The organism is Clostridium sp. MCC345 (genome assembly GCF_018785345.1).
Classification (GTDB): domain Bacteria; phylum Bacillota; class Clostridia; order Lachnospirales; family Anaerotignaceae; genus Anaerotignum_A; species Anaerotignum_A faecicola.
Genome location: NZ_WQPP01000060.1, coordinates 257,038 through 280,313 on the forward strand (window position 1 = coordinate 257,038; position 23,276 = coordinate 280,313).

Genomic DNA, 23,276 nt, shown 5'->3' on the forward strand with positions numbered 1-23,276 from the left:
TCACTCATGTTTTTATTTGATAAAGCCAATGGAGCTGAAGGGATACAGGCGGAACACAACCTTCCCCATCAGGTTCTCCTTCGGAATCGCGCCGACCGATTTTCTGCGGCTGTCGGAGCTTGCGTTTCTGTTGTCCCCCATCACAAAATAGCTGTTTTCGGGAACTGTATAAGGGTACTCAATATTTCCCTTTGTATCCATCGGCGCTTTGATATAGTCCTCCTTCACCAACTCCCCATTGATATACAGAGAGTATATCGTATCTTCCTCGTCACCATTATCTCTGAGGTCAATTACATCCCCGGGCAGACCAATCACACGCTTGATGATATTTTTCTTTTCGTCATTCAGGCGGCAGATAACAATATCACCCTTTTTCAGCGTACCGAAGGAGGTGCTCAGCTTATTGATAAACACAAAATCGCCATGGTAAAAATTCGGCTCCATGGAAGACCCCTTTACCAGAACCGTCCCCATTACATTACGCAAAACCACAATCACAACAACCAACAGCACCAGCTGCAGCAGCATGGGCATTCCCTTCTTTTCCTTTTTTCTTCTTGTAGGCTTCTGTTCTTCCTGCTTTTCAATTGCCTGCTCCATTCCAAAGACCTCCTTTATCCAAACGCATTTTTTCGTCAAAGGCAAAAGCCCTTCTGCCTCTCACGAAAAAAGTCTCGATGAAACTTGTTCATCGAGACTGCTTTTTCTCGTTCCGGTACAAAATGTACAGCTTATTTCAGAACTTCTTTAACCTTAGCTGCTTTACCAACTCTGTCTCTCAGGTAGAACAGTTTAGCACGTCTTACAACACCACGTCTTACAACCTCGATACGGTCGATTCTGGGAGAGTGTACGGGCCATGTTCTTTCAACGCCAACGCCGGAAGCGATACGTCTTACTGTGAAAGTTTCTCTGATGCCGCCGCCCTGTCTTTTGATAACAACGCCTTCGAACATCTGCAGTCTTTCTCTTGTACCCTCTACTACTTTAGCATAAACACGGATTGTGTCGCCAACGTTAAAAGGAGTTACTTCGCTTTTCAGCTGTTCATTTTCCAGTTCTCTGATGATATCCATTGTATTTCCTCCTTATGCACCTTAGACGTTCTTACCCCATCCCTTTGACAGCGGCATTGGACCGTCCGTAATCAACATGAAAAATTATACCACGCCCGAAAGGGCATTGCAAGCACTTTTTTCCGAAAAATAAAGGTTTTTCAGGCTTTTCAGACTGCTCCGTAAAGCTTTGCGGCAAGCAGCACGCTTAACGGCAGCGTTGCCATAGAAAGAACCGTTGTCCAAAGCACAATATCCGAGGACATCTTATCCCCATAGCCGTATCTGCCGACCATCATCGGCACGACCGCCGCTGATGGCATGCAAACGGAAAGCAGGAACACCGACTTTGCAAGACCATCCGCAGGAATAAAAAGCATTGCAAGAATTGCCAATGCAGGCATCCCAATCATCTTCACCACACTGATTTCCAGTGCCATTTTTTCTTTAAAGAGCTGCACGATGCCGCTGCCGCCTGCCAATGCGCCAATATAAATCAACGAAAGCGGTGTCGATAAATCCCCCACCTTTGTCAGAAAGCCAAGCACCACTGTCGGCACAAATCGCGCCGTATGCGTCACCGCAAGCAAAAGCCCCAGCAAAATAGAAATGCAGTTCGGGTTGATTGCGCCCTGCAAAAAGCTTTTCCCGATGGCCGCCGCACCTGTCGCCTTCTTGTCTGAAATCAGATATACACCATACGACCAAAGATACAAATTCAGTGCCAAAACCCCCGCAGACATATAAATAATCCCTGCCTGCCCGAAGAAAATCATGGTCACGGGCAAGCCGATAAAGCCTGTGTTCAGGGAGCCTGCGGTCAGGTCAAGCATGGGCAGAAGGCGGCTGTCCAAGCCTCTTTTCCGCCCGTATTGCCGCATCAAAAAGCCAAACACAACCATCATGGCAATCTGCCCTGCGGCAGAAAGCAAAAACGCACGCAGCACCCTGTCGGTAATCTCAATGCTCGCAATCGTTGTAATCAGCATGGCAGGAATCGTCACACGCATAACCATGTGTCCCACATTTTTGTTCGTTTCCAACGGCAGATATCCCTTTTTGTTGCAGTAATACCCCACCAGAATCAATCCAAACAGTATAAAAAATTGTCCGTACATACCTTATCCCTCATCTATTCTTTTATAAAAAGAAAGAGCGGCAGTGCCACCCTTCCTTTTTTTCTCATTCGTAATGAATCACAGCCTCGACTCTGCAATCGGGCAAGGCCTTTCTGCCGTTCAGAAAATCCAGTTCTATCAAAAATGCGGAGGCAACGACCTCTGCGCCCATTTCCTCTACCATCTCCATAATCGCCTTTGCTGTGCCGCCTGTTGCCATCAGGTCATCTACAATGACAACCTTCTGTCCGGGCTTGATGGCATCCTTATGAATTTCGATTGTTGCCTTGCCGTATTCCAGCTCATATTCCTTGCTGATGGTTTCCGCAGGCAGCTTTCCCGCCTTTCTGACAGGAACAAAGCCCTTCCCCATATTATACGCCACAGGCATCCCGAAGATAAACCCTCTGGATTCGGGGCTCAGCACCAAATCAAAGGAAACATCCGCAAGGCTAGCCGTTATGGCATCCACAGCGTCCCTCAGCCCCTCTGCATCCTTCAGCAGTGTTGTAATATCACGGAAGATCACACCCTTCTGAGGGTAATCCTCAATTGATCTGATCTTGTCCTTTAAATCCATCCCATATCCTCCTCATTTTGCAAATCGAAAATCCTTTAGTATCAACTGTATATTGCTTCTGCCGCGATAGCTGTTGATTTCAATGCTATACACAATATCCAGCAGCTGCGGCAAAAGCCCACTGTGTATTATTTTATCACAATCCTCTGCCGGATACAATGCTTTCAGCATTTCTCTGAGCGGTTCATAGCCATCAAAGGAGATTGCCGAAAGGCGAATCCCATTTTCCGGCTCGGAAAGCGTCAGCCGCAAGATATCTTTATTCTTCCCTATCAAATCCACACGGTCAGCATGAATCCCCTTGGATGCAAATAACGGCGCAGGGTTGCCCTTGCCGAAGGGCGCAAGTGTCTGCAATTCCATTGCAAGCCCTAAGTCAATCTCCGCAAAGGAAAGTGCATCCTCCAGCCGCAGAATCGGAATCATCTGCTCCTCCGTCAGGGTACAGCCTTCATTGAGCCGTCTGCGCAGAACGGGGATGTTTTCTACAGGCAGAGAAAGCCCTGCCGCCATGGCATGTCCGCCAAAGCGCGTAAATAAATCCCGATTGGCAAACAATGCCTCAAACAGATGATAGCCCTCAATGCTCCTGCCTGAGCCCTTTGCTCCGTCCTCGCTGCCCGTAATCAGGATGGTCGGGCGGTAATATTTATCCTTGATTCTGCCTGCAACAATCCCTGCAATGCTTTCGTGAATCTCCGCATCATACAGCACAAGCACCCTATCCTGCAAAGCGTCGCCTTCCTGCAGGGCAATATCCGCACGCTCCGCCGCTTCCTCTGTCAGCTGCTTGCGTTCCGCATTGAGCATCACCAGATGCCTTGCCTTCTCTCTCGCTTCCTTCTCATTCTGTGTACAGAAAAGCTCCACCGCAAGCCTGCCGCTTTCCAACCGTCCTGTCGCATTGATACAGGGCCCAATGATAAAGCCGATATGATATTCCGAAATGGCCTTATCCGAAAGCCCTGCCTCCTCAATCAGCACGCGCAGCCCAATATTTTCCGTTTTGCCAATTTCCGCAAGCCCCATCTGCACGAGCGCACGATTCTCCCCCAGTAAATCCACAATATCGCAGACGGTCGCAATGCCTGCAAAGGTCAAAAGCTGTCGTTCCAGCCCCTCATCCGTAATTTCAAATATCTGCAAAAGGTGATGCGCAAAGTAATAGGAAAGTCCTCCGGCGCACATCTGCTTAAAGGGATAGGGGCAGGCTCGCTGCTTCGGGTCAATGATGGCATCCGCCGCAGGCAGAATATCCCTGCGCTCCTCTCCCTCGCCCCGAAAGCCGGGCTCATGGTGGTCAAGCACTACAACCGTCATGCCCTTTTCCTTCGCAAGCGCAATTTCCTGCAACGCCGCAATGCCGTTATCACAGGTGAAAAGCACTTCTATGCCTTCTGCCGCAAGCTGATTCACTGCCTTCAGGTTCAGCCCGTAGCCCTCCTTCTGCCGATGCGGCAGATAAAAAACAGCATTGCCGCCACATCGCAGAATCGTCTGATATAAAATAGAGGTGCTCATCACCCCGTCCACATCATAATCCCCATACACGACAATTTTCTTTCCTGCGCGAATCGCTTCCGCAAGCAGAGAGGCTGCCTGCGAAAAGTCCTTCATTTCCAGCGGATTTCCTAATGCCGCCGTACCGCCGCAGAGAAAATTCCTTGCCGCCTGTCTGGAAGATAGCTCCCGATTGGCAAGCACTGCAGCTGTTGCCCGGCGGATACCCAAATCCCGCGCCATTGCCGCCGTATCTATTTTCGTTCGTTTTAAAAGCCAGCGTTTCATGCCGCCACTCCTTTCATACCCCTCCATCATACCATAGCAGGGCAAGAGAAAAAAGCGTTGTTTCGGATGAACCAAAGAACAACGCTTTCTTTTCCTCTCGCAAGTCAAAATCTTAATTTCGACTGATCGTTATACGTCTTTTTCCGCCTTGGGCAGCAATGTGTACCAGATAGAGCCGGAAATGCAAATGGAAGAATATGCACCGGCAATGATGCCAACCATCATAGGCAGTGCGAATTCCTGAATGGAAGGCACACCAAGGAAATAAATGGCACCAATGGTAAACAATGTTGTCAGGGATGTATTGATGGAACGCGCCAATGTCTGGCTGATGCTCTTATTGATGCGTTCTGCTGTCTGGTTTCTCTTGAATGCCCCTTTATTTTCACGAATACGGTCGAAAATAACAATGGTCGAGTTTACGGAATACCCCAGAATCGTCAAGAGTACCGCAATAAAAGCATTATTTACGGGAATACGGAAAATCGCATACGCCGCCAGAACCACCAGCACGTCATGAATCAGCGCCAGAATGGCACTGCCGCCTGCGCGCACATCCTTAAACCGAATAGAAATATAAATCAGCATTGCTACTGCCGCAATCAGCGTTGCCTTGATGGCTGCACGCTGCATTTCACCGCTGACCGTACCGCTGATATCATTCGCTTCCGTCAGTGTCGCTTTGGAATATTCCTTCTGGATTGCTTCCACCAGAGCCGTACGCGTAGGGCTGTCGATGGACTGCAATTTGATTTCTACGTTATTTGTCCCCAGAACCTCCTGAATCTGCGGACTGGATTGATCGGTTACGTCCTTGATAATGGAAATCAGCTTGTCATTATCATATTTACCGTTCATATTCAGTTCCATGGAGGTACCGCCTGTAAATTCAACGTCCCAGTTGAGTGCGCCCTTACCTGCCTGTGCATTGGCAATCATAAAGCCAAAACCAATAATAATGACCAGCAGGGAAAGGATAAAGAATTTTTTTCTGTTTTGAATAATCTGCATTTTCCCCACCTCCTTATTTCATTCTCAAGCCGTAATATTTGGGATTCTGCACACCGGCATACATCAGACCGTTCACAATCACACGAGTAATAAAAAGCGCAGTGAACATGGAAATCACAATACCGATCATCAGTGTAGTTGCAAAGCCCTTCACTGTACCACTGCCTAAGAAGAACAGAACCGCCGCCGCAATCAACGTGGTTACATTACCATCCAGAATGGCAGGAGTTGCTCTCTTGAAGCCTGCCTTCAGCGCATTGCGCAGGCTCTTACCCAGAACCAGTTCTTCCTTCACACGTTCAAAAATAACGATATTCGCATCTACCGCCATACCTACCGAAAGCACGATACCTGCGATACCGGGCAATGTCAGCGTCACATGGAACAGACTCAGCGCCACCAACTCCAAGCCAATATAAATTACCAGTGCCCAGTCTGCCGCAAAGCCCAGCAGCTTATAGGCAAACAGCATATAAATCAGTACCAAAGCGATACCGATAATACCTGCCTTAATGCCTGTGGAAAGCGCATCCGCACCCAGACGCGCACCTACGTTCTTCATCTGAATTACATTCAGGTTAAACGGCAGAGAGCCTGCACGAATGAGGGACGCAAGCTGTTCTGCCCCCTCCGCGGTAAAGCTGCCCGTAATCATTGCCTGTCCGTTTGTGATTGCTGTCTGAACAGTCGGCGCACTGATTACCTCATTATCCATAATAATATAAATCTGCTTACCAATATTGTTCGAGGTTGCCTCTGCAAATCTTTCCGTCCCCTCTTTGTTGAACTCCAGTGCAACATAGGGCTGAGAAGCGCTGTTTTTGCTTGTGGAACCAACCTGCTTGGTTGCATCCTTTACCATATCACCTGTCAGCAGCACATTGCCGTCCTCATCTGCAAAGGAAAGCTGCGCGGTCTGTCCGATTTCCTGAATGGCTTCCTCCGCATCCTCCACACCGGGAATCTGCACGCGGATACGCTTGTCCCCCTCACGGGCAACCTCAGCCTCTGTCCAGCCCTTCCAGTCCAATCTGCCCTGCAAAAGGGAAATTGCTGCCTTCATTTCATCGTCTGTTACAGATTTCTGGTCTGCTTCGTAAACGATATCTACACCGCCACTCAAATCAAGACCCTGCTCAATGCGATGAACACTCAATGCCTTTTTGGAACCAATCCCCTTATAGGAGATTGCACTCAGCGCAACCGCCACAATGAGTGTCAGCAAAAGCATCATTCTGCCTTTCATCTTCATCTTTTTTCTCCATCCTTTCATGCTGTTTTCTTACGCAAAAAAGGGATGAATCTTTCCTTGTTCTCTGTCAGCGGAAGGATCCATGCCCCTTTATTCCGTTTATCACAAAATTTATTTTAGCATAAAATGATGGATTTGCAAGTTTATTTTCTAATTCTGTTGCACTACCTGCGGTTTACCCCCAGAATTCCGCCGATGACTCCTGCCGCAAGTGCCACTGCAAGCGTCATCAGCCCCGAAGCATGCAAAACGAAGGAATCCGCCGCAAGGCTTGTAATAACGTAAAGCAGAGCGGTGTAAACAAGCCCTGCCAGAGCCCCCCATAGCAGCCCCCGTTTCCTTTTGCACGCCGCCCAGTCATAGCCTGCCGCCGCCACAGAAAGCGCCGTACAGATTAGCGAAACCAAAGGCAGACTTTCCTCCGAAGCAGCGGTATAGGTCAGTATCATCCCAAAGCCGATAAATATAATACAGGTGATGGCAAAGGCAATGCCCATGCCGCGCAGAAGGCAAAGCGCCGTGCCGCCCGTCTGCCTTTCGCGGGTTCGGCGGCTATGGTTCTCCTTTTTTTCTCTTTTTTCCTTCTTTCCTTTTTCCTTCCCCAAAAAATCACATCCTATCCAAACAGACCTCTCTGGTTTTATTTTATGGGTCTTTTGGAAAAAGTATGCTATACTGATAGATATACCGATAAAATAGAAAGGAGGCATTGCTATGCATGATTCCTCTATTATAGATTTACACTGCCATTCCACCGCATCGGATGGCACCTATGCCCCCAAAGAGGTTGCAGCGCTGGCGCAGAAAATCGGGCTTTCCGCCATCGCCCTGACCGACCATGATACCATTGACGGTCTGGCGGAATTTCAAGCCGCAGGAAACGCCCTCGGCATCGAAGCCATCGCAGGCATTGAATTTGCCGCACTCTGGGAGCATTTCCACCGTCCCGAAATCCATATTGTCGGCTTAGGCTTTGACCCGGCGCATCCCCTTCTCAAGGGCCGCATGGAAACCATCCGAAGCAGCCGCGATATCCGCAACCGCAGGATGTGCGAAAGGCTTTCCTCCATCGGTCTGCATCTGACTTTGGACGAGGTGGCGGCAAACGCAGGCGGTGAAATCATCACACGGGCGCATTTTGCGAATATTCTGCTCGAAAAGGGCTATATCAAAAAGAAGGCGGACGCTTTTACCCGTTATATCTCCCCTGGTCTGCCGGGCTATGTGGAGCGGGAATTTCTCTCTCCTGCCCTTTGCATCGAAACCATCAAGGCGGCAGGCGGCGCGGCGGTTCTGGCGCATCCTACGCTTTATGAGCTGGATGTAGCGCAGCTGGAAATTCTTTGCAGGGAGCTGATTCCCTATGGTCTGGACGGCATCGAGTGCCAATATTCCACCTATACCCCCGAACAGACAAAGGAAATCACCGCACTTGCCAAGCGACTGGGTCTGCTCCCCTCCGGCGGCAGTGATTTTCACGGAAAAAATAAACCCGATATCTATCTTGGCAGTGGGAAAAATAACCTCGCCATTCCCTATGCCTTCTGGGAAAATCTGAAAAAAAGAACACACCGATAACGCAAAAAGAGGACGATTTTCATCGTCCTCCATTTATTTTGTTTCGGCTTATTTCATAATTTCAACCATATTTTCGTCCTCCAGAGGAGTGTAGGTTACGGTATAACCAAGCTTTTCAAAGGCTCTTACGCCAACGAATGCTTTGCCGTCCTGCAAAAGCACATTCATATTCACGCGTTTGCCGTTCTGCATCACATAAGAGGTCTTTGTGGTCTTTTCCCAGCCGACATCCTCGCCCAGCATATCGCAGATATCACGCAAGGGCAGGTATGCTCTGCCATTTTTCACAACCAGATCGGTATAATCATAATTGCCACCGAATACCGCACTGCCTTCTTTTCTGTTTGCCTCCAGGCTTGCTTCGTTATCGCCGCCCCAGCCCCATGTCACGGTTACGCCGACAACAGGGTTATATTTATTTTCCAGACGCGCCATCTGATTCTGCAGCTCCTCCAATGTCATGCCGCCCTTCGGAATCGTTACGATTTCGTTGGAGCTCATCATGGTAGAATCTGTAGTAATCTTCGCAACTCTTTTGCCGTTATGGGTTACATCATACACCTCTGTAGAACGGAAGCCTTCTGCCAGCTGTTTTACCTCCGCACTATATTTGAAGCTGTTCAGAACCATGGAAATGCTGGGTTCTTTCACAATTTCCTTTAACATTGCACTCAGGTCGCTCGCGCCGTCTACGAAGTCCTGCTCCGATGCCTTCAGCTCTGCAAAGCCTTCCTTTATCTGTGACTTATCCTCTGCACTTGCATTCATGCTGTCCATTACAGTCATCATGTAGGCTTCGGTTGCATTCAGCACCTGCTCAGGGTTCTTGCCGATAAAATCAAGCATATTGATCATCAGCTGTGCCACCTGCTGTCCGTCTGCCTGAATCGCATAGCCGCCGCTGATTTTCTTTACCATGCCTGTTTCAAAGCCCTTGAATACATCCTCATAGAAGGTAAATACGGCATCCTGCAAGCCGCTCATGCTTACCCCTTCCATGTCAACCCCTGTCATATCCTCGGCAGAGATAAGTGTAATATATTTCTGCTGTCCCAGTGCTGCCTTGAAATCTCTTGCAAAGGCCTCTGTGAAAAGATAGCTGTCATTCTTTTCTTCCACAGCCCCCGCAAGCTGATATGCACCCAGAAGGGTATCTGTTGTCACAACAATGCCATCCGCCAGACTGTAATACACCGTACCCAAATCGTACTTTTTGCCTTCGTAATTCACATCAAAGGACATATCGTATTTCATTGTATCCATATCCAGATTCATGTCGTAATCCATCTGCATGGTCTTTCTGCCGTCAGGGAATTCCCCAACTGTCGCAACCATATCCGCACCTGTTGCTTTTGCAACATCTGTCATAAACGTCTCCAATGCATCAAAGTTGATATCCGCCTGCATCGTTCCCTTTACCTCACAGGTCTTCATGGTATCCATTGCATTTGCTGCCATCTTCAGATAGCCCAGCTCATCCGTCGAACAGCCCGAAAATGCTCCCACACACATAACACCGCAAAGCAGTGCCGCCAGCTTCTTTTTCATAAGTAAACGCCTCCTTTTTCAACCTTTTTTTGGTTATCTAACAGATTTAACCTATGAATATTATAGCAAAGACTTCCCTTCCAAACAATAGAACAAAGAAAAATTAAGCTTTTTTTATGAATTTCATGCAAAAAAGAAGCGTCCTTCTGTTTCGAGACACCTCTTTTTGCCTTCTTTCCTTTTGTTTTGCTTCTTTATTATTTTGATTTTGCTTTCTTTTCTGCGGAAAACAGCCGGAATTTATCGGTGAAAATCGTTCCTTCCCCTACCTTGCTTTCCACCAGAACCTCTCCATCATGGCAATCGATGATCCAGCGCGCAATAGCAAGCCCTAAGCCTGTACCGGAAACCTCCTTATTTCTGGATTTATCCGCACGATAAAAACGGTCGAAAATCTTACGCAGGTCCTCCTCCGCAATGCCTGCGCCGTGGTCTTCCACGGAAACATAGCCGAAGCTTGCATCCTTCCAGACCCGCACCGCAATCTCACTGCCGTTCGGGGAATATTTTAAGGCATTCTCGCCATGAATCCACAGCAGCTGCTTGATTAAATCATATTCCGCAAAAATTTCCACCTCATCCTCCGCTGTAAAGGTGATGCTTCTGCCCTCCTGCAGCAAATCCATTTCACGCACCAGCTCTGCCGCAATCTCGTTCAGAGAAACCCTCGCTTTCTGCGCATGCAGCTTATTTTGGTCACCCTTCGCCAGAAAAAGCAGCTGACGGATAAGCGCACTCATGTGGTCGGTTTCTGTCAGGATAGAATCGATGGATTCCTGCAAAACCTCAGGATCGCTCTTGCCCCAGCGGTTAATCAGATTCGCATAACCCTGAATGACAGCAATGGGTGTCCGCAGCTCATGGGACGCATCGGAAATAAACTGACTCTGCCGCTGAAACGCCCCATCTAATCGGTCAATCATGGAGTTAAACGTAATCGTCAGCTCCTTCATCTCATCCTCAGGGCCTTCCGTAGAAATCCGCTGACTCAAGTCCTCGATGGAAATCCGCTCTGCCGCCGAGCGAATCGCTTCAACGGGACGCAGAATACGGTCACTGATATATTTCCCAATCAGAAATGCACAGCAAATCCCAAGAATATCCACAATCAGCATTTTTACAAGAAAATTCCGCATCATATAGGCGTTATTCCCCATCATTTTGAACACCTGAATTCGATACGCATCTGTATCCGTTTCAAAATGGTTCGTTAGCAGCATAAACTGCTGGTCTGTGCTGTTTTCCAGAATATATTCCACATTGCCGCTTTTGTTTTCTCTCCGCCCGTTAATCTGGTAGCCCTCTCTGTATAGCTCATTCTCTCCAATCACAGGCGGCTTGTCCGCGCCGTTCTGCGGCTTTTGCCTGCTCGGAGGCTCCCCTTCGGGACGAAACAGAAACGGCGGCATCTCTCCCACAAAATTGTTGTAGGTTTCATTTGCTTCGCTGCTGTAAATGCTGACCTCAACATATTTATCCCCCAGCAGCTCTCTCAGGCTTTCATCACTCAGCTCCGTATTTGTCTGCAAAAATTCCTGCACCTGCGTCATGGTCTCCTGCAATTCTCTACGCATTTCGCTCTGCTGCAAGCCGGAGATATTCAGCATCATAAAGCCACTGATAAACAGCAGGGACAGCGAAAAAATCCCCCCGTAAAGCAGCGTGATTCGCTTGGCAATCGCCATGTGCTGAATTCCCTTCAGCCACTCCTTATTCTTCCTTGACATAATATCCTACCCCTCGAATGGTCAGAATGTATTTTTTCCCAAAGGCTTCATCAATCTTCGCACGCAGATAGCGGATATACACATCCACCACATTTGTTTCGCCAATGTAGCTATAGCCCCAGACCTCATTCAAAATCTGTTCTCTCGTTAAAACGATATTCTTATTCTGTACCAGATAGGTCAGAAGCTCATATTCCTTCTTTGTTAAATCAACCACCTTGCCATCGACCGTTACCATTCGCTTTTCCGTATCAATCTCCAGATTCTGTACCTGCAAAATCGTCTTTTTCGCAATATTACTTCCCTCGCTGTGCTTGAATGCCACACGCATTCTTGCAAGCAGCTCCTCAATCGCGAAGGGCTTTGTCAGGTAGTCGTCCGCACCGCTGTCCAGTCCGGCAACCTTATCCATTACCTCATCCTTTGCCGTCAGCATAATGATTGGTACCTGCGAAAACTTCCGTACCCGGCGGCAGATTTCAATACCGGTCAGCCCCGGCAGCATCAGGTCAAGCAAAATCATGTCGAATTCCTGATTCGTGATCATCTCCATCCCCACTCTGCCGTCATGGCAGGTCGTTACATCGTAGCCCTCATATTTCAATTCCAGCTCCACAAAACGAGCCAGCTTTACCTCATCTTCAATCAGAAGGATTTTTTTTCGTTCCATTTTCCCACTTCCTTCAATCATATTTTTATCAGTATAACAATTCTTTTTTTGTTTGTCTTGTTTTTATTCCTTTTAGTATGCTTTTTTTCTCTTAAAGGCAGTTTCAAAATAGATTAAAATGTCATTAAAATATAAAAATCACAGGTGAATCTTCGGAATCTTTCCTCTCTGCGGTTGCAGAGAAAAAGCTTTTTCGCTATAATATTATCCGAACCATAAAAAAGAATCTAGGAGGTATTTAAAATATGAAAAAGAAGCTAGCTCTGCTTTTGGCAGCCCTTTTGCTCTTTGGCTCCGCCGCCTGTGGCAAAACCGATACTGCCGACGATACCCAACAAGAAATTCAGACAGAATTTAACCTACCGAAATGCGGCCTTTCCTACACTATCCCCGATGCATGGGTAGAAATGGAAAATACAAACCTCATCCCCGCGTCCTATGTCAAGGTGAACGGCGATATCTATGCAAAAATTCAGTATAACTATGCGCCTGATGAAAATATGGAGCCGCTGAATGATGCCGAATCCACTATTGCTGTGGAAGAACTGATGACCCCTATCGTGGAAATGCTCGTTGTGCGAACAGAAAATCTGGAAACAGATGAAGTAAAAGAGGAAATGGACTTTTTCAAGAGTGTGGAAAAAATCGGCGTAAAGGGTGATTTCCAATTCTTCTTCCTGACCGATTATGCCGACGGCATCGACCACTTCTCCACAGAAGCACAGGCAACCTTCCGCGAATTGGAAAGCTATCTGCCGGAATTGCGCGAAAGTATTGAAATTTCCCTGCCGGATGAGGAAGCGGTGCTGGATGAAGCAGAGGAAAACAGCAAATATCTCAACTTCATTTCCAATACCCTTGATGGCGACCCTGTCACCTCCGCTGTTTTCTATGATTACGATATGACGGTGGTAAACTTCTGGGCAAGCTACTGCGAGGAGGACAACATCAATGAACTGGATACCCTGCAAAGCTTCTACAAGGATTTGCAGAAAAAGCATCCAAACGTAAACTTCGTGCAGGTTGTCATTGACACTCCCGGGCAGAAGGCAGAAAAAATCGCAACCGATGCGTATAAAAAAGCCGGCGTTACCTTCAAAGGCATCATGCCGGACCAAAACCTTGCCACTTGGATTACGGATAATCTGGAGGGTCTGCCGACCACCGTCTTTGTAGACAGCAAGGGCAAGCCCACCGATTTAAAAATCAAGGGGGTACAGGATGCTTCCTATTATATGGAAACAACGGAAACCATGCTGAAAAAAATGAAAACTAGCAAATAAACAATAAAAATCACATATTCTTCTGAGCTGCCCCCCACCTGCTAAATCGTATCGCATACTGTCTGACAGGTGAGGGGCAGTTCCTGTTTCGTTGCCTCAATTCCTTTTAATTTTCTTTTTTTGCCAATTTCAGCGAGAAAACAAAGGCTGCACCCTTTCCCTTCTCACTTTTTACCGTAATCGTTTCGCCATGTGCCTGCAAAAATTCTCTCACAATCGCCAGACCGATTCCGCTGCCCGTCTTGTCCATATTTCGAGTCGTATCCGTTTTAAAGAAACGGTCAAAGACATATTTCTGGTCTTCCTCACTGATGCCCGGTCCCTGATCCTTTACAGAAACCAGAACCTTTTTCTTATCCAGTGTCGTTTCCACCTCGATAATACCATTTTGCGGTGAAAATTTTGCTGCATTGCCCAACAGGTTCTGTAGCACACGGGAAATTTTGTCTCTGTCCCCATGCACCATGGTCTGTTCCGCTTCATAAATGCCATGAATCTGTACGTTCTTTTCTTCTAACTGCGGTTCCAGCATTTCAATATTCCAACGAATCAGCTCATTCAATTCAAAATCCGATTCATCCAGCAAAATCGCACTGCTCTGTGCGCGGCTCAGCTCCACAATACTCTGTGTCATACGAGAAAGCCGTTCCGTTTCCTCCAGAACGATTTTCAGATAATGCTCCCGTTTTTCAGGCGGAATCGTTCCGTCAAGCATTGCCGTCAGAAAGCCCTGCATACTGGTCAATGGCGAACGCAGGTCATGCGAAATATTTGCAATAAAATCCTTTTGCACCTTCTCATGCGTTTGCAGGCTTTCCGCCATGTGGTTAAAGCTTTGCGCCAGCTCACCCAGTTCATCCGAGCTTGTCACATCCACGCGCTCCTCAAAATTCCCATTTGCAATAACCTTTGCCGCACGGTTCATCCGCATCAGCGGCAACGCAACATATTTCGCCGTCACATAGCTGACAATCAGCCCCAGAAGCGAAACGAAAAACAGGCTGATTACGCTAATCTGGTACATTTCCTTCAAGGATTCCTCAATCTCCGGCAGGGAACGGCACATCAGAATTCCTGCCAGATGTCCCTCCGAAAACGGATATCCGACCACCAGCATGGGCGTATCGGAAACCTGTCCGCTTTTTGTCTGTACCGAAACGATTTCTCCATTCTGCACACGCTCAATCAATGTCTGGCTGATTCTGTTATCCCCCAGAAATTCATCATTAAACCCCGGAGAGGCAAGCGCAACCTCACCGTTCTCATTGATAACCAAAACCCCTGAGCCCATGTAGCTTTCCAGAATCTGCAGTTCATAGCTTAGCTCGCTCAGATTGCCTGTCCGGTATCCCTTCTTGTAGGCCTGTGCGATTTTTTCTCCCTGCTGAATCAATTCCTCCCGTTTCTCTGCCATATAATGTTTGGTATAAAGTATTGTCAACGCGCCGCAAACCACCGCAACAAATATCGCAATGGTTGCCATATACAGCATCATCTGCTTGCGCACAATGGAATCGTTTTTCATCTTCATTCCTCCAAAAAAGAAAAAAAGCATTACAAATCATTAAAATAATGATATACTGTTCTTATGTACCTGTTTTGCTCAAAAAACAAGAAATTTTAGAAAGGAGAACGGCATTTTTTGCCTGATTATTACCCTATGGAAAATAATACACAAAACAGCCCTCAGCCTACACCGCCCAGAAGAAAGCAAATGGCACCCAGAGATATGCTTCTCATCGCTCTGGCTGTTCTCGTACTTGTTCGTGTGGATTGGCGGCACATGAATAGCTTTCATTATCTCATCCTTTTCCTGCTGGTTCTTTGCTTTATGCTGCGCTGGTCAAACATGCGTAAGGATGCAAGACGACAGGAGCTGCTGAAGAAAAAAGCAGAATATGAGGCAACGCAGCAGTCCGCAGAGGATACGCCTGCGGAAGCGGTTTCCGCAGAGGATATGACCGTTGACGGCGCACCTGTTCCTGCCGAAGCGCCTGCCGAAACAGCTGAAAAAGAATCCGACATATAAAAAGGGGTATTCCCCCTTTTTATTTTTGTCCGAATTTATAGCCGACACTCCAGACTGTCCGAATGCCCCATTCATCCTCGCTGTTCAGCTTTTCACGGATGCGCTTTACATGGACATCCACCGTTCTGGTGTCCCCCACATATTCATAGCCCCAGATGCGGTCAAGCAGCTGCTCTCTGGTGAATACCCGATTGGGATGCTGCGCCAGAAAGCTGAGCAGTTCAAATTCCTTCGGGGGAAAATCCAGACTTTTCCCATGATACAGCACAGAATAGTTCGACAAATTGATTTCCAATTCCCCGAATTTCAAAATATTTTTGTCCTCCTCCTGCTTTGGCTCGTATCTGCGCAGCACCGCCTTCACTCGTGCCACAAGCTCCTTTGGCTCAAAGGGCTTTACGATATAATCATCCGCACCCAATTCCAAGCCAAGCACCTTATCAAAGGTTTCGCCCTTCGCCGTCAGCATGATAATCGGTACACGGCTTGTCTTACGCACCTCTGTGCAGACCTGATAGCCGTCCATTCCGGGGAGCATCAGATCCAGCAGGATTAAATCAGGCTGAAAGTCTTCCACTGCCGCGGCAGCTTCCTTTCCATCATAAATCTCCTGCGTTTCATAGCCCTCCTTCATCATATAAAGAGAAATCAGCTCCGCAATATGCTTATCGTCATCCACAACCAAAATCTTCTGTTTTTCCATCTTCTTCACCTCTGTTCAGAAATCCGCCTTTTATTTTAATTCCACCACCGTAACACCGGCTTCGCCTTCGCCGAAGGTACCGGGTCTGTAGCTTTTTACATGAGAATTCATTTTCAGATAATTCTGCACCCCTGCGCGCAGTGCGCCTGTGCCCTTCCCATGGATAATCACAACCTGCTTCAGTCCGGATAAATACGCATCATCAATATATTTATCAATATTGGCAATCGCCTCATCCACAAGCTGTCCACGGCAATCAATCTCCGCCGAAATAAACTGGCTCTTGGAGAATTTTGCCTTTGTCGGCTGCTGTCTTTTCTGTTTTTCCTTCGGTCTGGGGGTATCGTCAAGCATCAGCTCCGCCATCGGCACCTTCATTTTCATAATCCCCATCTGCACCATAACCTCTTTATTCTTATCAGGCGCAGTCAGCACCTCGCCGTTCTGGTCAAAGGAAATCACATACACTCTGTCGCCCGGCTTCAGATTTTCGGGTGCCTTATGGTTCGGCTTTACCTTTTTCGATTTCAGGAAATCCTGCTGCATGGAGGAAAGCTTTTCATTCAGCTTTTGTCTCTGCTCCAGCGCCTTCGTGCGATTGTTTGCCTCCTTCGCCTGCTTATTCATCTCCTTGATGATACGGTCGGCTTCCTCCTTCGCCTGCACATAAAGCTGCTTTGCGTCCTCTCTCGCCTTGGCAAGAATTTTTTCCTTCTGCTCTCTCGTCTTTTCCTTCTGCCGCTCAACCTCTTTTTTCAGCTCCTCCGCCTCTCTGCGGTATTCCTCTGCGCGCTCCTGTTCAAACTTAACGGATTTCTTGCTGATTTCCAAATCGGTAATGACATCCTCAAATCTTGCCTCATCCCGACTGATAAATTCCTTTGCCGCAGAAAGAATATACTCCTGCAAGCCCAACCGCTTGGAAATGGCAAACGCATTACTCTTTCCCGGAATCCCAATCAGCAGGCGATAGGTCGGGCGGAGCGTTTCCACATCAAATTCACAGCAGGCATTTTCCACGCCCTCTGTCGTCAGCGCAAATACCTTCAATTCGCTGTAATGCGTGGTCACTGCGGTACGGATTTTTCTTTCCAGCAAGGCTTGGATAATGGCAACCGCCAAGGCTGCGCCCTCCGTCGGGTCTGTCCCTGCGCCAAGCTCATCGAACAGCACCAGAGAGTCATCCGTCACCTCATCCATAATTTTTACGATATTCGTCATGTGTGCAGAGAAGGTACTCAGGCTCTGCTCAATGCTCTGCTCATCCCCGATGCTCGCGAACACATTATCAAACACCGCCAGCTGCGAATTATCAAATGCAGGAATATGCAGTCCTGCCTGCCCCATCAGCGTAAACAGCCCCAGGGTTTTCAGGGCAACCGTTTTCCCGCCCGTATTCGGGCCTGTAATCATCAGCGTAGTAAAATCCTTTCCCAGATAAATATCCGTCGGCACAACCTTTTTCGGGTCAAGCAGAGGATGTCTGCCCTTGTGGATATTGATGTAGCCCTTTGTATTAAACAGGGGCTGTGTCCCATCCATGGCAAGGGAAAGATTTGCCTTTGCAAAAATAAAGTCAAGCTGCGTCAGCAGTTCCAGATTCCCCTCAATCGCAAACGCATTTGCCGTCACCATATCCGAAAGGGCAATCAGAATCTTTTCGATTTCTTCCTTTTCCTTCGCCTGCAGCTCCTTGATTTTGTTGTTCAGCTGAATCACACTCAAGGGCTCCATAAACAGCGTAGAGCCTGTGTTGGATTGATCGTGAATCATTCCCGGAAAGGAGCTTCTGTATTCCGCCTTAACGGGGACACAGTATCTGTCATTACGAATGGTAATCACAAAATCCTGCAGCATATTGCGGTATGCCGAGGAATTGATAACCCCATTCAGATGCTCCTTCACCCTTTCATTTGATGCCTTAATCTCCCGACGGACACTCCGCAGTCCTGCGCTGGCATCATCCGCAACCTCCGTTTCCGAAAGAATACAGCGGCTAATTTCATTTTCCAGCTTATCCAGAGGGGTGATCAAATCAAAATATTCATCCAGACGGGCATAGACCTCGTCCTTGTTTTCTTTTCTGGCATAATTTTTTACCTTGCGGCAGACATACGCAAATTCCCCCACCGACATCAGCTCCGCGATGGAAAGAATCCCTGCCATAGAGGCCCGCTTTAGCTGCGGACGGATTTCCCGAAAACCGCCGAAGGAAGGTGTCCCCTTTTTCAGTACCATGGTGGTCGCTTCCGTTGTTTCCTCCTGCCAAATGATAATATCACTCATGGCGGCAGAAGGGCGCAGTGCCGCGGCACGTTCCTTTGCCATCGGGGAAACCGCATAACCCACCAGCTTTTCTATGATTTTGTCATATTCTAACGTATGCAATGCTTTTTCGTTCATCTTTTTAACTCCATTTATATTAAATTCCTATCATAGCTCTATTCTATGACCAACTTATCATATAAGTATACCACAATCTATGCCCTGCTACAACGTTTCAAATTCGTCGCTTCATTTGCATTCCGCCTAAAAACCGCTTATAATAAACAGATATATCAATCGAAATCAATTCCCATAAAATAGAAAGGTGACACAATGAAGGTTCTTATTATCGGCGGTGGTGCCTCCGGCATGATGGCGGCGCTTTCCGCAAGAAAAGAGGGTGCAGAGGTTTGTATTCTGGAACGACAGGCGCGCGTTGGGCGCAAGCTTCTCGCAACAGGCAACGGGCGCTGTAATCTCTCCAACACAAAGCTGACAATGAAAAATTACCACGGGCAAAACACGGTATTCGCACAGACTGCCCTGCAGGCCTTTGATACCCAAAAAACGCTTGCATTTTTCCAATCTCTCGGACTGATTACCACCGTAGAGCCAAGCGGCAAGGTTTATCCCCTTTCCGATCAAGCAGGCAGTGTGGTAGATGTGCTGCGGCTTGCTCTGGAGGAAATGGGCGTAGAGATACGCACCTCCTTCGAGGTTACTGCGCTGAAGCGCGGCAAAAAGGGTGGCTTTCAAGTGCTTTCCAGGGAGGAGACCCTCCACGCCGATGCCGTTATCATCTGCTGTGGCGGCATGGCAGGCGGCAAGCTTGGCGGCACGCAAAGCGGCTATGACCTTCTGAAAAGTCAGGGGCATACCATTACCAAGCTGTTCCCTGCGCTGGTGCAGGTAAAAACCGATACCACCTTCGTGAAGGCACTCAAGGGCGTGCGTGCAGATGGCTCTGTCCTCGTGGAGCGAAACGGCAAAATCCTTGCGGAAAATGCAGGCGAAATCCAGTTTACGGACTTCGGCATCAGCGGCCCGACTGTTTTTGAAATCTCCCGTGTCATTTCTACAGGAAAAGCACCGCTGACGGTGCATTTGAATCTCCTGCGTCATCTCAGCCATGATGAGGTGGTTTCCCTCCTGCAAAGCCGCAAAAAAGCAATGCCCCATCAGGCTATGGAAAATTTCCTGACAGGGATTCTGCATAACCGCTTGGGGCGCACCCTTCTGCGCTACGTAGGCTTTGGCTTCACCGAACCCATTTTCTCCCTCAGGCCCTCTGATATCAAGAGAATCGCGCATGCCATACAGGATTTTTCCCTTTCCGTTGTCGGCACGATGGGCTTTGATGCCGCGCAGGTAACGGCAGGCGGTATCCGCACAGAGGAATTCAACCCTCATACCATGGAAAGCCTCCTGATGCCCGGTCTTTTTGCCGCAGGCGAGGTGCTCGATATAGATGGGGACTGCGGTGGCTATAACCTGCAATGGGCATGGGCAAGCGGGTATCTGGCAGGTAAGGCTGCTGCCCGAAAAATCCCTGCTTCCCCAAAGAAAAATAAAAAATAAGCAAAAAAGCAGCCCTTACGAGGTTTTTCTCTCGCAAGGGCTTTTTCCTGCTCAATTTCAGTTTTTATTGCTGCTCCTTAATGATACCGTTCTGATATGCGTAAAGCAGCTTTTCCAACTCTGCAATACTTTCCTGCAGCTTTTTCCCGATATCCGTATCCTTCACACGGATTCTGTCCTGTGTATACTGGAGCGCAACCGTAGAGGAAAGAATATCCTTTTCCTCCGCAATGGCTCTGTCCGTGGATACGAAGGGCTCATGAGATACCAGAACCATGCCATGGGAATTGTAAATCAGCGTATAGCCTGCAATCCCCGTTTCCTTCTGATATGCCTTGGAAAACCCGCCGTCGATTACGAACAATCTGCCATTTGCCTTGATGGGGCTCTCTCCCTTTACCACCTTAACGGGAACGTGTCCATTCACGATATGAGAGCTTTTCGGGTCTAAGCCGAAGGCCTCCAGAACATGCTCACAGACAGATTCCTCATTTCTAAGGGTATAATAAGGATTCTTTTCTTCCTTATGCGTTGTCTTATCATCAATAAAATATCGCTCGAAGGTTGTCATTTTCTTCTTGCCGAACAGGGGAGAATCCTCGCCGCACCACATATACCAGATGTAGTCCATACATTCTCTTTTTGCCTCGGTATGTGCCTTATTGAAATAACCCTCGCGCATAGTTCTCTCTACTGCGTCCAGATATTCCATGCCGATGTATTTTTTCCCACGGAAGGTCACTTCCTTGAGTGTCCCGTCTGCATTCATGGGAATGCCGCCATGGAACAGCAGGTTAGAGTTGAAAATGGTATACATGCTCCCCTTATGATACAGCACGCGCACATGCTGCTGCAGCTTTTCGCTGTTCACAAAGGAGGATTTCACCTTATCCATAACCTCCTGTTCTTCTTCCGTCAGCTTATAGGGGTCTTTCGGGTCAATCGTCGGGAAATTCATATCATTCATGGGATATTCCACGCCATCCACAAGCACGGTTCCTTTTTCAAAATCAATCTTATCCAGCAGCAATCTGTTTTCCATGCGGAATTCGGGGCGGCGTTTGATAATCTGCCCCTCCATCTTCCACTGCATGATGGAAATTGCTTTGTGCATTTTGGCAATCATGTTGAAGTCCTTATCACTCAGCACCTCATCCCCCTTGGGCTTGAACTGCTCACAGGGGTCGCCGGCGTATTTATCCATCGCAAAGGTTGCCAAGGGCAAAAGGTTAATGCCGTAATCCTCCTCTATCGTATCCAAATTTGCATATCTTGTCTGAATACGCAGCACATTACAAATCAAGGCCTGACAGCCTGCCGCCGCGCCCATCCATGCGATATCGTGGTTGCCCCACTGGATATCCACAGAATGATAATGAGAAAGAATATCCATAATTCTTGCCGCATGGGGGCCTCTGTCATAAATATCCCCGATAACATGCAGCTGGTCAATCGCAAGCCGCTGAATCAGATTGCACATCGCAACGATAAAGCGGTCTGCCTGCCCAAGGTCAATAATGGTATGTATAATTTCCGTATAATACATATCCTTATCCACGCTGGCGCTGTTTTCGTGCAGCAGCTCCTCGATGATATAGGCAAATTCCTTCGGCAGTGCCTTTCTCACCTTAGAACGGGTATATTTCGAGGATACCACCTTGCAGATTTTCACCAGTCTGTGCAGGGTAATTTTATACCATTCTGCCATTTCCTCCTCTGCTTCAGCCATCTTTTCCAGCTTCTGTTCCGGGTAATAAATCAGTGTTGCCAGTGATTTTTTCTCACTGCTGCGCAGGCTCTCCCCAAAGATTGCACTAATCTGGTTCTTGATAACGCCGGATGCGTTTCTGAGTACATGGCTGAAGGAATCCGCCTCACCATGGATATCGGAAACAAAATGCTCCGTCCCCTTCGGCAGGTTCAGAATCGCCTTCAGGTTGATAATCTCCGTTGCTGCGCTGTTGATATTTTTATACTGATTGGACAGCAGTTTCAAATATTTCATTTCTTCTGCGGGAAAGCTCCCACTTCCACTATACATAACTTGCACCTCTATTCTTCGTTTCTCTGTGCTGCTCTTTGAGTATATCAAAAAAGCCACTATTTTCCTAGTTCTTTTTCTCTTCTTCGGGCTCTCCCTCTACCGTCCCTGTAACGGATTCCGCAGGCGCATCCTCCGCCGCAGGCTCTGCCGGTATGCCGTATGTCACTGCCTCTCTGTTTAAAAACAGCAGTGCCTCCCCGACCGTTACAAACGCAGCAGAAAAATAACACAGAAACTGATACACCGCATTCCCAATTCTTTCATTCGGGAAAAAGCTGTAGCTCAGCTGGAATGCAGAATTCCAAAGCATCACAATCACAGCCAACAGCAGCAGATAGCCAAAGGTTCTCCACCATTTACCCTTCACCAGAGCTTTGCTGTAGCGCATAGGCTCCATGCCCTTTTTGTCACTCAGCCCAATGGCATACACATAAAACACCCAAGCCACGCTCAGGTAAATTCCGGGCACAATAATCAAGCTGGTCAGGAAAATCAGCACACCGTAAATAACCCCCGAAAACACAATCGTCGGCATCAGGGAAAAGGCTTCGCCCAACGCAGTGCCGAAGGAAATTTCCTGCTTTGTCACAAACTGCTTTACCACCTTTGCAATGGCAATCGTCCCGACAGGCTGCAAAAACAGACCGACCAAAAGCGTCAGACCAGAGTGGAACAGCACCTGATAGGCCGCCTGAAAAAAGTCTGCTTCATTGGATAGGCTTACGCCCGCCTGTGCAATCTGCTGAAACACCGTATATGCGTTCAGCATACGCCCGTTGATGATGCTTTCCAGAATACTGATAGGCAGGAATACAATCAAAAGCACCTTCAATATGGATTTAATATTTGCCGCAAATACATGGAACGCCGCAGAAAGCTGCTCAATCCAGTTCCATTCGCGGTAGAAAAAATCATGGTTCATTTATCGTTTCATCCTTTCCGATTCCATTCTCTTACCCGAAAAGTATACCACATTCTCCGACAAAAGCCAACGCAGACACTCTTGCCAATTCTTAAGAATTCCTTTAGAATAAGAAAAAATAC

Annotated in this window: 20 protein-coding genes; 4 read left to right on the forward strand and 16 right to left on the reverse strand. The window is 47.8% G+C overall.

The genetic code is table 11. From position 1 onward, the window contains the following. Nucleotides 1-12: 12 nt before the first annotated feature. From lepB to GPK49_RS10710, 8 genes are all read right to left on the reverse strand, one after another. The gene (gene lepB / locus GPK49_RS10675) at nucleotides 13-603 is read right to left on the reverse strand and encodes a signal peptidase I (RefSeq protein WP_016407148.1); all 591 of its coding nucleotides are present in this window, start codon (nucleotides 601-603) and stop codon (nucleotides 13-15) included. 131 nt (nucleotides 604-734) lie between these two features. Continuing rightward, nucleotides 735-1,079 carry a 50S ribosomal protein L19 gene (gene rplS / locus GPK49_RS10680; protein ID WP_016407149.1) on the reverse strand — a complete coding sequence of 115 codons (345 nt, stop codon included), beginning with the start codon at nucleotides 1,077-1,079 and terminating at the stop codon, nucleotides 735-737. Between the two features lie 149 nt (nucleotides 1,080-1,228). Then, nucleotides 1,229-2,176, reverse strand: a complete 948-nt coding sequence (locus GPK49_RS10685; RefSeq protein WP_215677801.1) for an AEC family transporter — start codon at nucleotides 2,174-2,176, stop codon at nucleotides 1,229-1,231. A gap of 64 nt (nucleotides 2,177-2,240) precedes the next feature. Beyond that, nucleotides 2,241-2,756 carry an adenine phosphoribosyltransferase gene (locus GPK49_RS10690; protein ID WP_215677803.1) on the reverse strand — a complete coding sequence of 172 codons (516 nt, stop codon included), beginning with the start codon at nucleotides 2,754-2,756 and terminating at the stop codon, nucleotides 2,241-2,243. A gap of 12 nt (nucleotides 2,757-2,768) precedes the next feature. Beyond that, on the reverse strand, nucleotides 2,769-4,544 hold the full coding sequence (gene recJ, locus GPK49_RS10695; protein WP_215677805.1) for a single-stranded-DNA-specific exonuclease RecJ: 1,776 nt from the start codon (nucleotides 4,542-4,544) through the stop codon (nucleotides 2,769-2,771). 129 nt (nucleotides 4,545-4,673) lie between these two features. Further along, on the reverse strand, nucleotides 4,674-5,555 hold the full coding sequence (secF, locus tag GPK49_RS10700) for a protein translocase subunit SecF (protein ID WP_016407153.1): 882 nt from the start codon (nucleotides 5,553-5,555) through the stop codon (nucleotides 4,674-4,676). Nucleotides 5,556-5,568: 13 nt separating this feature from the next. After that, the gene (secD, locus tag GPK49_RS10705; RefSeq protein WP_215677807.1) at nucleotides 5,569-6,807 is read right to left on the reverse strand and encodes a protein translocase subunit SecD; all 1,239 of its coding nucleotides are present in this window, start codon (nucleotides 6,805-6,807) and stop codon (nucleotides 5,569-5,571) included. 164 nt (nucleotides 6,808-6,971) lie between these two features. Next, the gene (locus GPK49_RS10710; RefSeq protein WP_016407155.1) at nucleotides 6,972-7,412 is read right to left on the reverse strand and encodes a TIGR04086 family membrane protein; all 441 of its coding nucleotides are present in this window, start codon (nucleotides 7,410-7,412) and stop codon (nucleotides 6,972-6,974) included. A 109-nt stretch (nucleotides 7,413-7,521) separates the two neighbouring features. Between GPK49_RS10710 and GPK49_RS10715 the strand changes: the two genes are divergently transcribed. Then, entirely contained in the window at nucleotides 7,522-8,385 is an 864-nt protein-coding gene (locus tag GPK49_RS10715) for a PHP domain-containing protein (RefSeq protein WP_215677809.1), read from the forward strand. A gap of 48 nt (nucleotides 8,386-8,433) precedes the next feature. Here GPK49_RS10715 and GPK49_RS10720 read toward each other — a convergent pair whose 3' ends face one another. The 3 genes from GPK49_RS10720 to GPK49_RS10730 form a co-directional block, all read right to left on the reverse strand. After that, complete coding sequence (locus GPK49_RS10720) at nucleotides 8,434-9,933, reverse strand: copper amine oxidase N-terminal domain-containing protein (protein ID WP_215677811.1); 1,500 nt, start codon at nucleotides 9,931-9,933, stop codon at nucleotides 8,434-8,436. 197 nt (nucleotides 9,934-10,130) lie between these two features. Further along, nucleotides 10,131-11,660 (reverse strand): sensor histidine kinase, encoded by a 1,530-nt coding sequence (locus GPK49_RS10725; protein WP_016407158.1) that lies wholly within the window; start codon nucleotides 11,658-11,660, stop codon nucleotides 10,131-10,133. Then, complete coding sequence (locus GPK49_RS10730; RefSeq protein ID WP_016407159.1) at nucleotides 11,644-12,330, reverse strand: response regulator transcription factor; 687 nt, start codon at nucleotides 12,328-12,330, stop codon at nucleotides 11,644-11,646. The genes GPK49_RS10725 and GPK49_RS10730 overlap by 17 nt, the downstream gene beginning before the upstream one ends. Nucleotides 12,331-12,575: 245 nt before the next feature. Between GPK49_RS10730 and GPK49_RS10735 the strand changes: the two genes are divergently transcribed. Beyond that, nucleotides 12,576-13,613 (forward strand): TlpA disulfide reductase family protein, encoded by a 1,038-nt coding sequence (locus GPK49_RS10735; RefSeq protein ID WP_215677813.1) that lies wholly within the window; start codon nucleotides 12,576-12,578, stop codon nucleotides 13,611-13,613. Between the two features lie 106 nt (nucleotides 13,614-13,719). Here the strand turns inward: GPK49_RS10735 and GPK49_RS10740 are convergent, their stop codons facing one another. Beyond that, nucleotides 13,720-15,138, reverse strand: a complete 1,419-nt coding sequence (locus tag GPK49_RS10740) for a sensor histidine kinase (protein WP_215677814.1) — start codon at nucleotides 15,136-15,138, stop codon at nucleotides 13,720-13,722. Between the two features lie 117 nt (nucleotides 15,139-15,255). Here GPK49_RS10740 and GPK49_RS10745 point away from each other — a divergent pair, with 117 nt between their 5' ends. Next, on the forward strand, nucleotides 15,256-15,642 hold the full coding sequence (locus GPK49_RS10745; protein ID WP_118581691.1) for a hypothetical protein: 387 nt from the start codon (nucleotides 15,256-15,258) through the stop codon (nucleotides 15,640-15,642). Nucleotides 15,643-15,661: 19 nt separating this feature from the next. Here the strand turns inward: GPK49_RS10745 and GPK49_RS10750 are convergent, their stop codons facing one another. Continuing rightward, the gene (locus tag GPK49_RS10750) at nucleotides 15,662-16,345 is read right to left on the reverse strand and encodes a response regulator transcription factor (protein ID WP_215677816.1); all 684 of its coding nucleotides are present in this window, start codon (nucleotides 16,343-16,345) and stop codon (nucleotides 15,662-15,664) included. 30 nt (nucleotides 16,346-16,375) lie between these two features. Beyond that, complete coding sequence (locus tag GPK49_RS10755) at nucleotides 16,376-18,748, reverse strand: endonuclease MutS2 (RefSeq protein ID WP_215677818.1); 2,373 nt, start codon at nucleotides 18,746-18,748, stop codon at nucleotides 16,376-16,378. A gap of 195 nt (nucleotides 18,749-18,943) precedes the next feature. Between GPK49_RS10755 and GPK49_RS10760 the strand changes: the two genes are divergently transcribed. Beyond that, nucleotides 18,944-20,188: an NAD(P)/FAD-dependent oxidoreductase gene (locus GPK49_RS10760; protein ID WP_215677819.1), complete on the forward strand. Its 1,245-nt coding sequence runs from the start codon at nucleotides 18,944-18,946 to the stop codon at nucleotides 20,186-20,188. Between the two features lie 64 nt (nucleotides 20,189-20,252). Here GPK49_RS10760 and GPK49_RS10765 read toward each other — a convergent pair whose 3' ends face one another. After that, nucleotides 20,253-22,193, reverse strand: a complete 1,941-nt coding sequence (locus tag GPK49_RS10765; RefSeq protein ID WP_277118787.1) for a fructose-1,6-bisphosphatase — start codon at nucleotides 22,191-22,193, stop codon at nucleotides 20,253-20,255. Between the two features lie 103 nt (nucleotides 22,194-22,296). After that, nucleotides 22,297-23,154 carry a hypothetical protein gene (locus GPK49_RS10770; protein ID WP_215677823.1) on the reverse strand — a complete coding sequence of 286 codons (858 nt, stop codon included), beginning with the start codon at nucleotides 23,152-23,154 and terminating at the stop codon, nucleotides 22,297-22,299. Between the last annotated feature and the right edge of the window lie 122 nt (nucleotides 23,155-23,276).

What these genes read in the sequence shown, in the direction of transcription:
- GPK49_RS10770 (WP_215677823.1), bottom strand. Translation starts at nt 23,154, where the DNA reads ATGAACCATGATTTTTTCTACCGCGAATGGAACTGGATTGAGCAGCTT.
- GPK49_RS10765 (WP_277118787.1), bottom strand. Translation starts at nt 22,193, where the DNA reads ATGAAATATTTGAAACTGCTGTCCAATCAGTATAAAAATATCAACAGC.
- GPK49_RS10690 (WP_215677803.1), bottom strand. Translation starts at nt 2,756, where the DNA reads ATGGATTTAAAGGACAAGATCAGATCAATTGAGGATTACCCTCAGAAG.
- GPK49_RS10720 (WP_215677811.1), bottom strand. Translation starts at nt 9,933, where the DNA reads ATGAAAAAGAAGCTGGCGGCACTGCTTTGCGGTGTTATGTGTGTGGGA.
- GPK49_RS10750 (WP_215677816.1), bottom strand. Translation starts at nt 16,345, where the DNA reads ATGGAAAAACAGAAGATTTTGGTTGTGGATGACGATAAGCATATTGCG.
- recJ (WP_215677805.1), bottom strand. Translation starts at nt 4,544, where the DNA reads ATGAAACGCTGGCTTTTAAAACGAACGAAAATAGATACGGCGGCAATG.
- GPK49_RS10740 (WP_215677814.1), bottom strand. Translation starts at nt 15,138, where the DNA reads ATGAAAAACGATTCCATTGTGCGCAAGCAGATGATGCTGTATATGGCA.
- GPK49_RS10715 (WP_215677809.1), top strand. Translation starts at nt 7,522, where the DNA reads ATGCATGATTCCTCTATTATAGATTTACACTGCCATTCCACCGCATCG.
- rplS (WP_016407149.1), bottom strand. Translation starts at nt 1,079, where the DNA reads ATGGATATCATCAGAGAACTGGAAAATGAACAGCTGAAAAGCGAAGTA.
- secD (WP_215677807.1), bottom strand. Translation starts at nt 6,807, where the DNA reads ATGAAGATGAAAGGCAGAATGATGCTTTTGCTGACACTCATTGTGGCG.
- lepB (WP_016407148.1), bottom strand. Translation starts at nt 603, where the DNA reads ATGGAGCAGGCAATTGAAAAGCAGGAAGAACAGAAGCCTACAAGAAGA.
- GPK49_RS10685 (WP_215677801.1), bottom strand. Translation starts at nt 2,176, where the DNA reads ATGTACGGACAATTTTTTATACTGTTTGGATTGATTCTGGTGGGGTAT.
- secF (WP_016407153.1), bottom strand. Translation starts at nt 5,555, where the DNA reads ATGCAGATTATTCAAAACAGAAAAAAATTCTTTATCCTTTCCCTGCTG.
- GPK49_RS10725 (WP_016407158.1), bottom strand. Translation starts at nt 11,660, where the DNA reads ATGTCAAGGAAGAATAAGGAGTGGCTGAAGGGAATTCAGCACATGGCG.
- GPK49_RS10760 (WP_215677819.1), top strand. Translation starts at nt 18,944, where the DNA reads ATGAAGGTTCTTATTATCGGCGGTGGTGCCTCCGGCATGATGGCGGCG.
- GPK49_RS10735 (WP_215677813.1), top strand. Translation starts at nt 12,576, where the DNA reads ATGAAAAAGAAGCTAGCTCTGCTTTTGGCAGCCCTTTTGCTCTTTGGC.
- GPK49_RS10730 (WP_016407159.1), bottom strand. Translation starts at nt 12,330, where the DNA reads ATGGAACGAAAAAAAATCCTTCTGATTGAAGATGAGGTAAAGCTGGCT.
- GPK49_RS10755 (WP_215677818.1), bottom strand. Translation starts at nt 18,748, where the DNA reads ATGAACGAAAAAGCATTGCATACGTTAGAATATGACAAAATCATAGAA.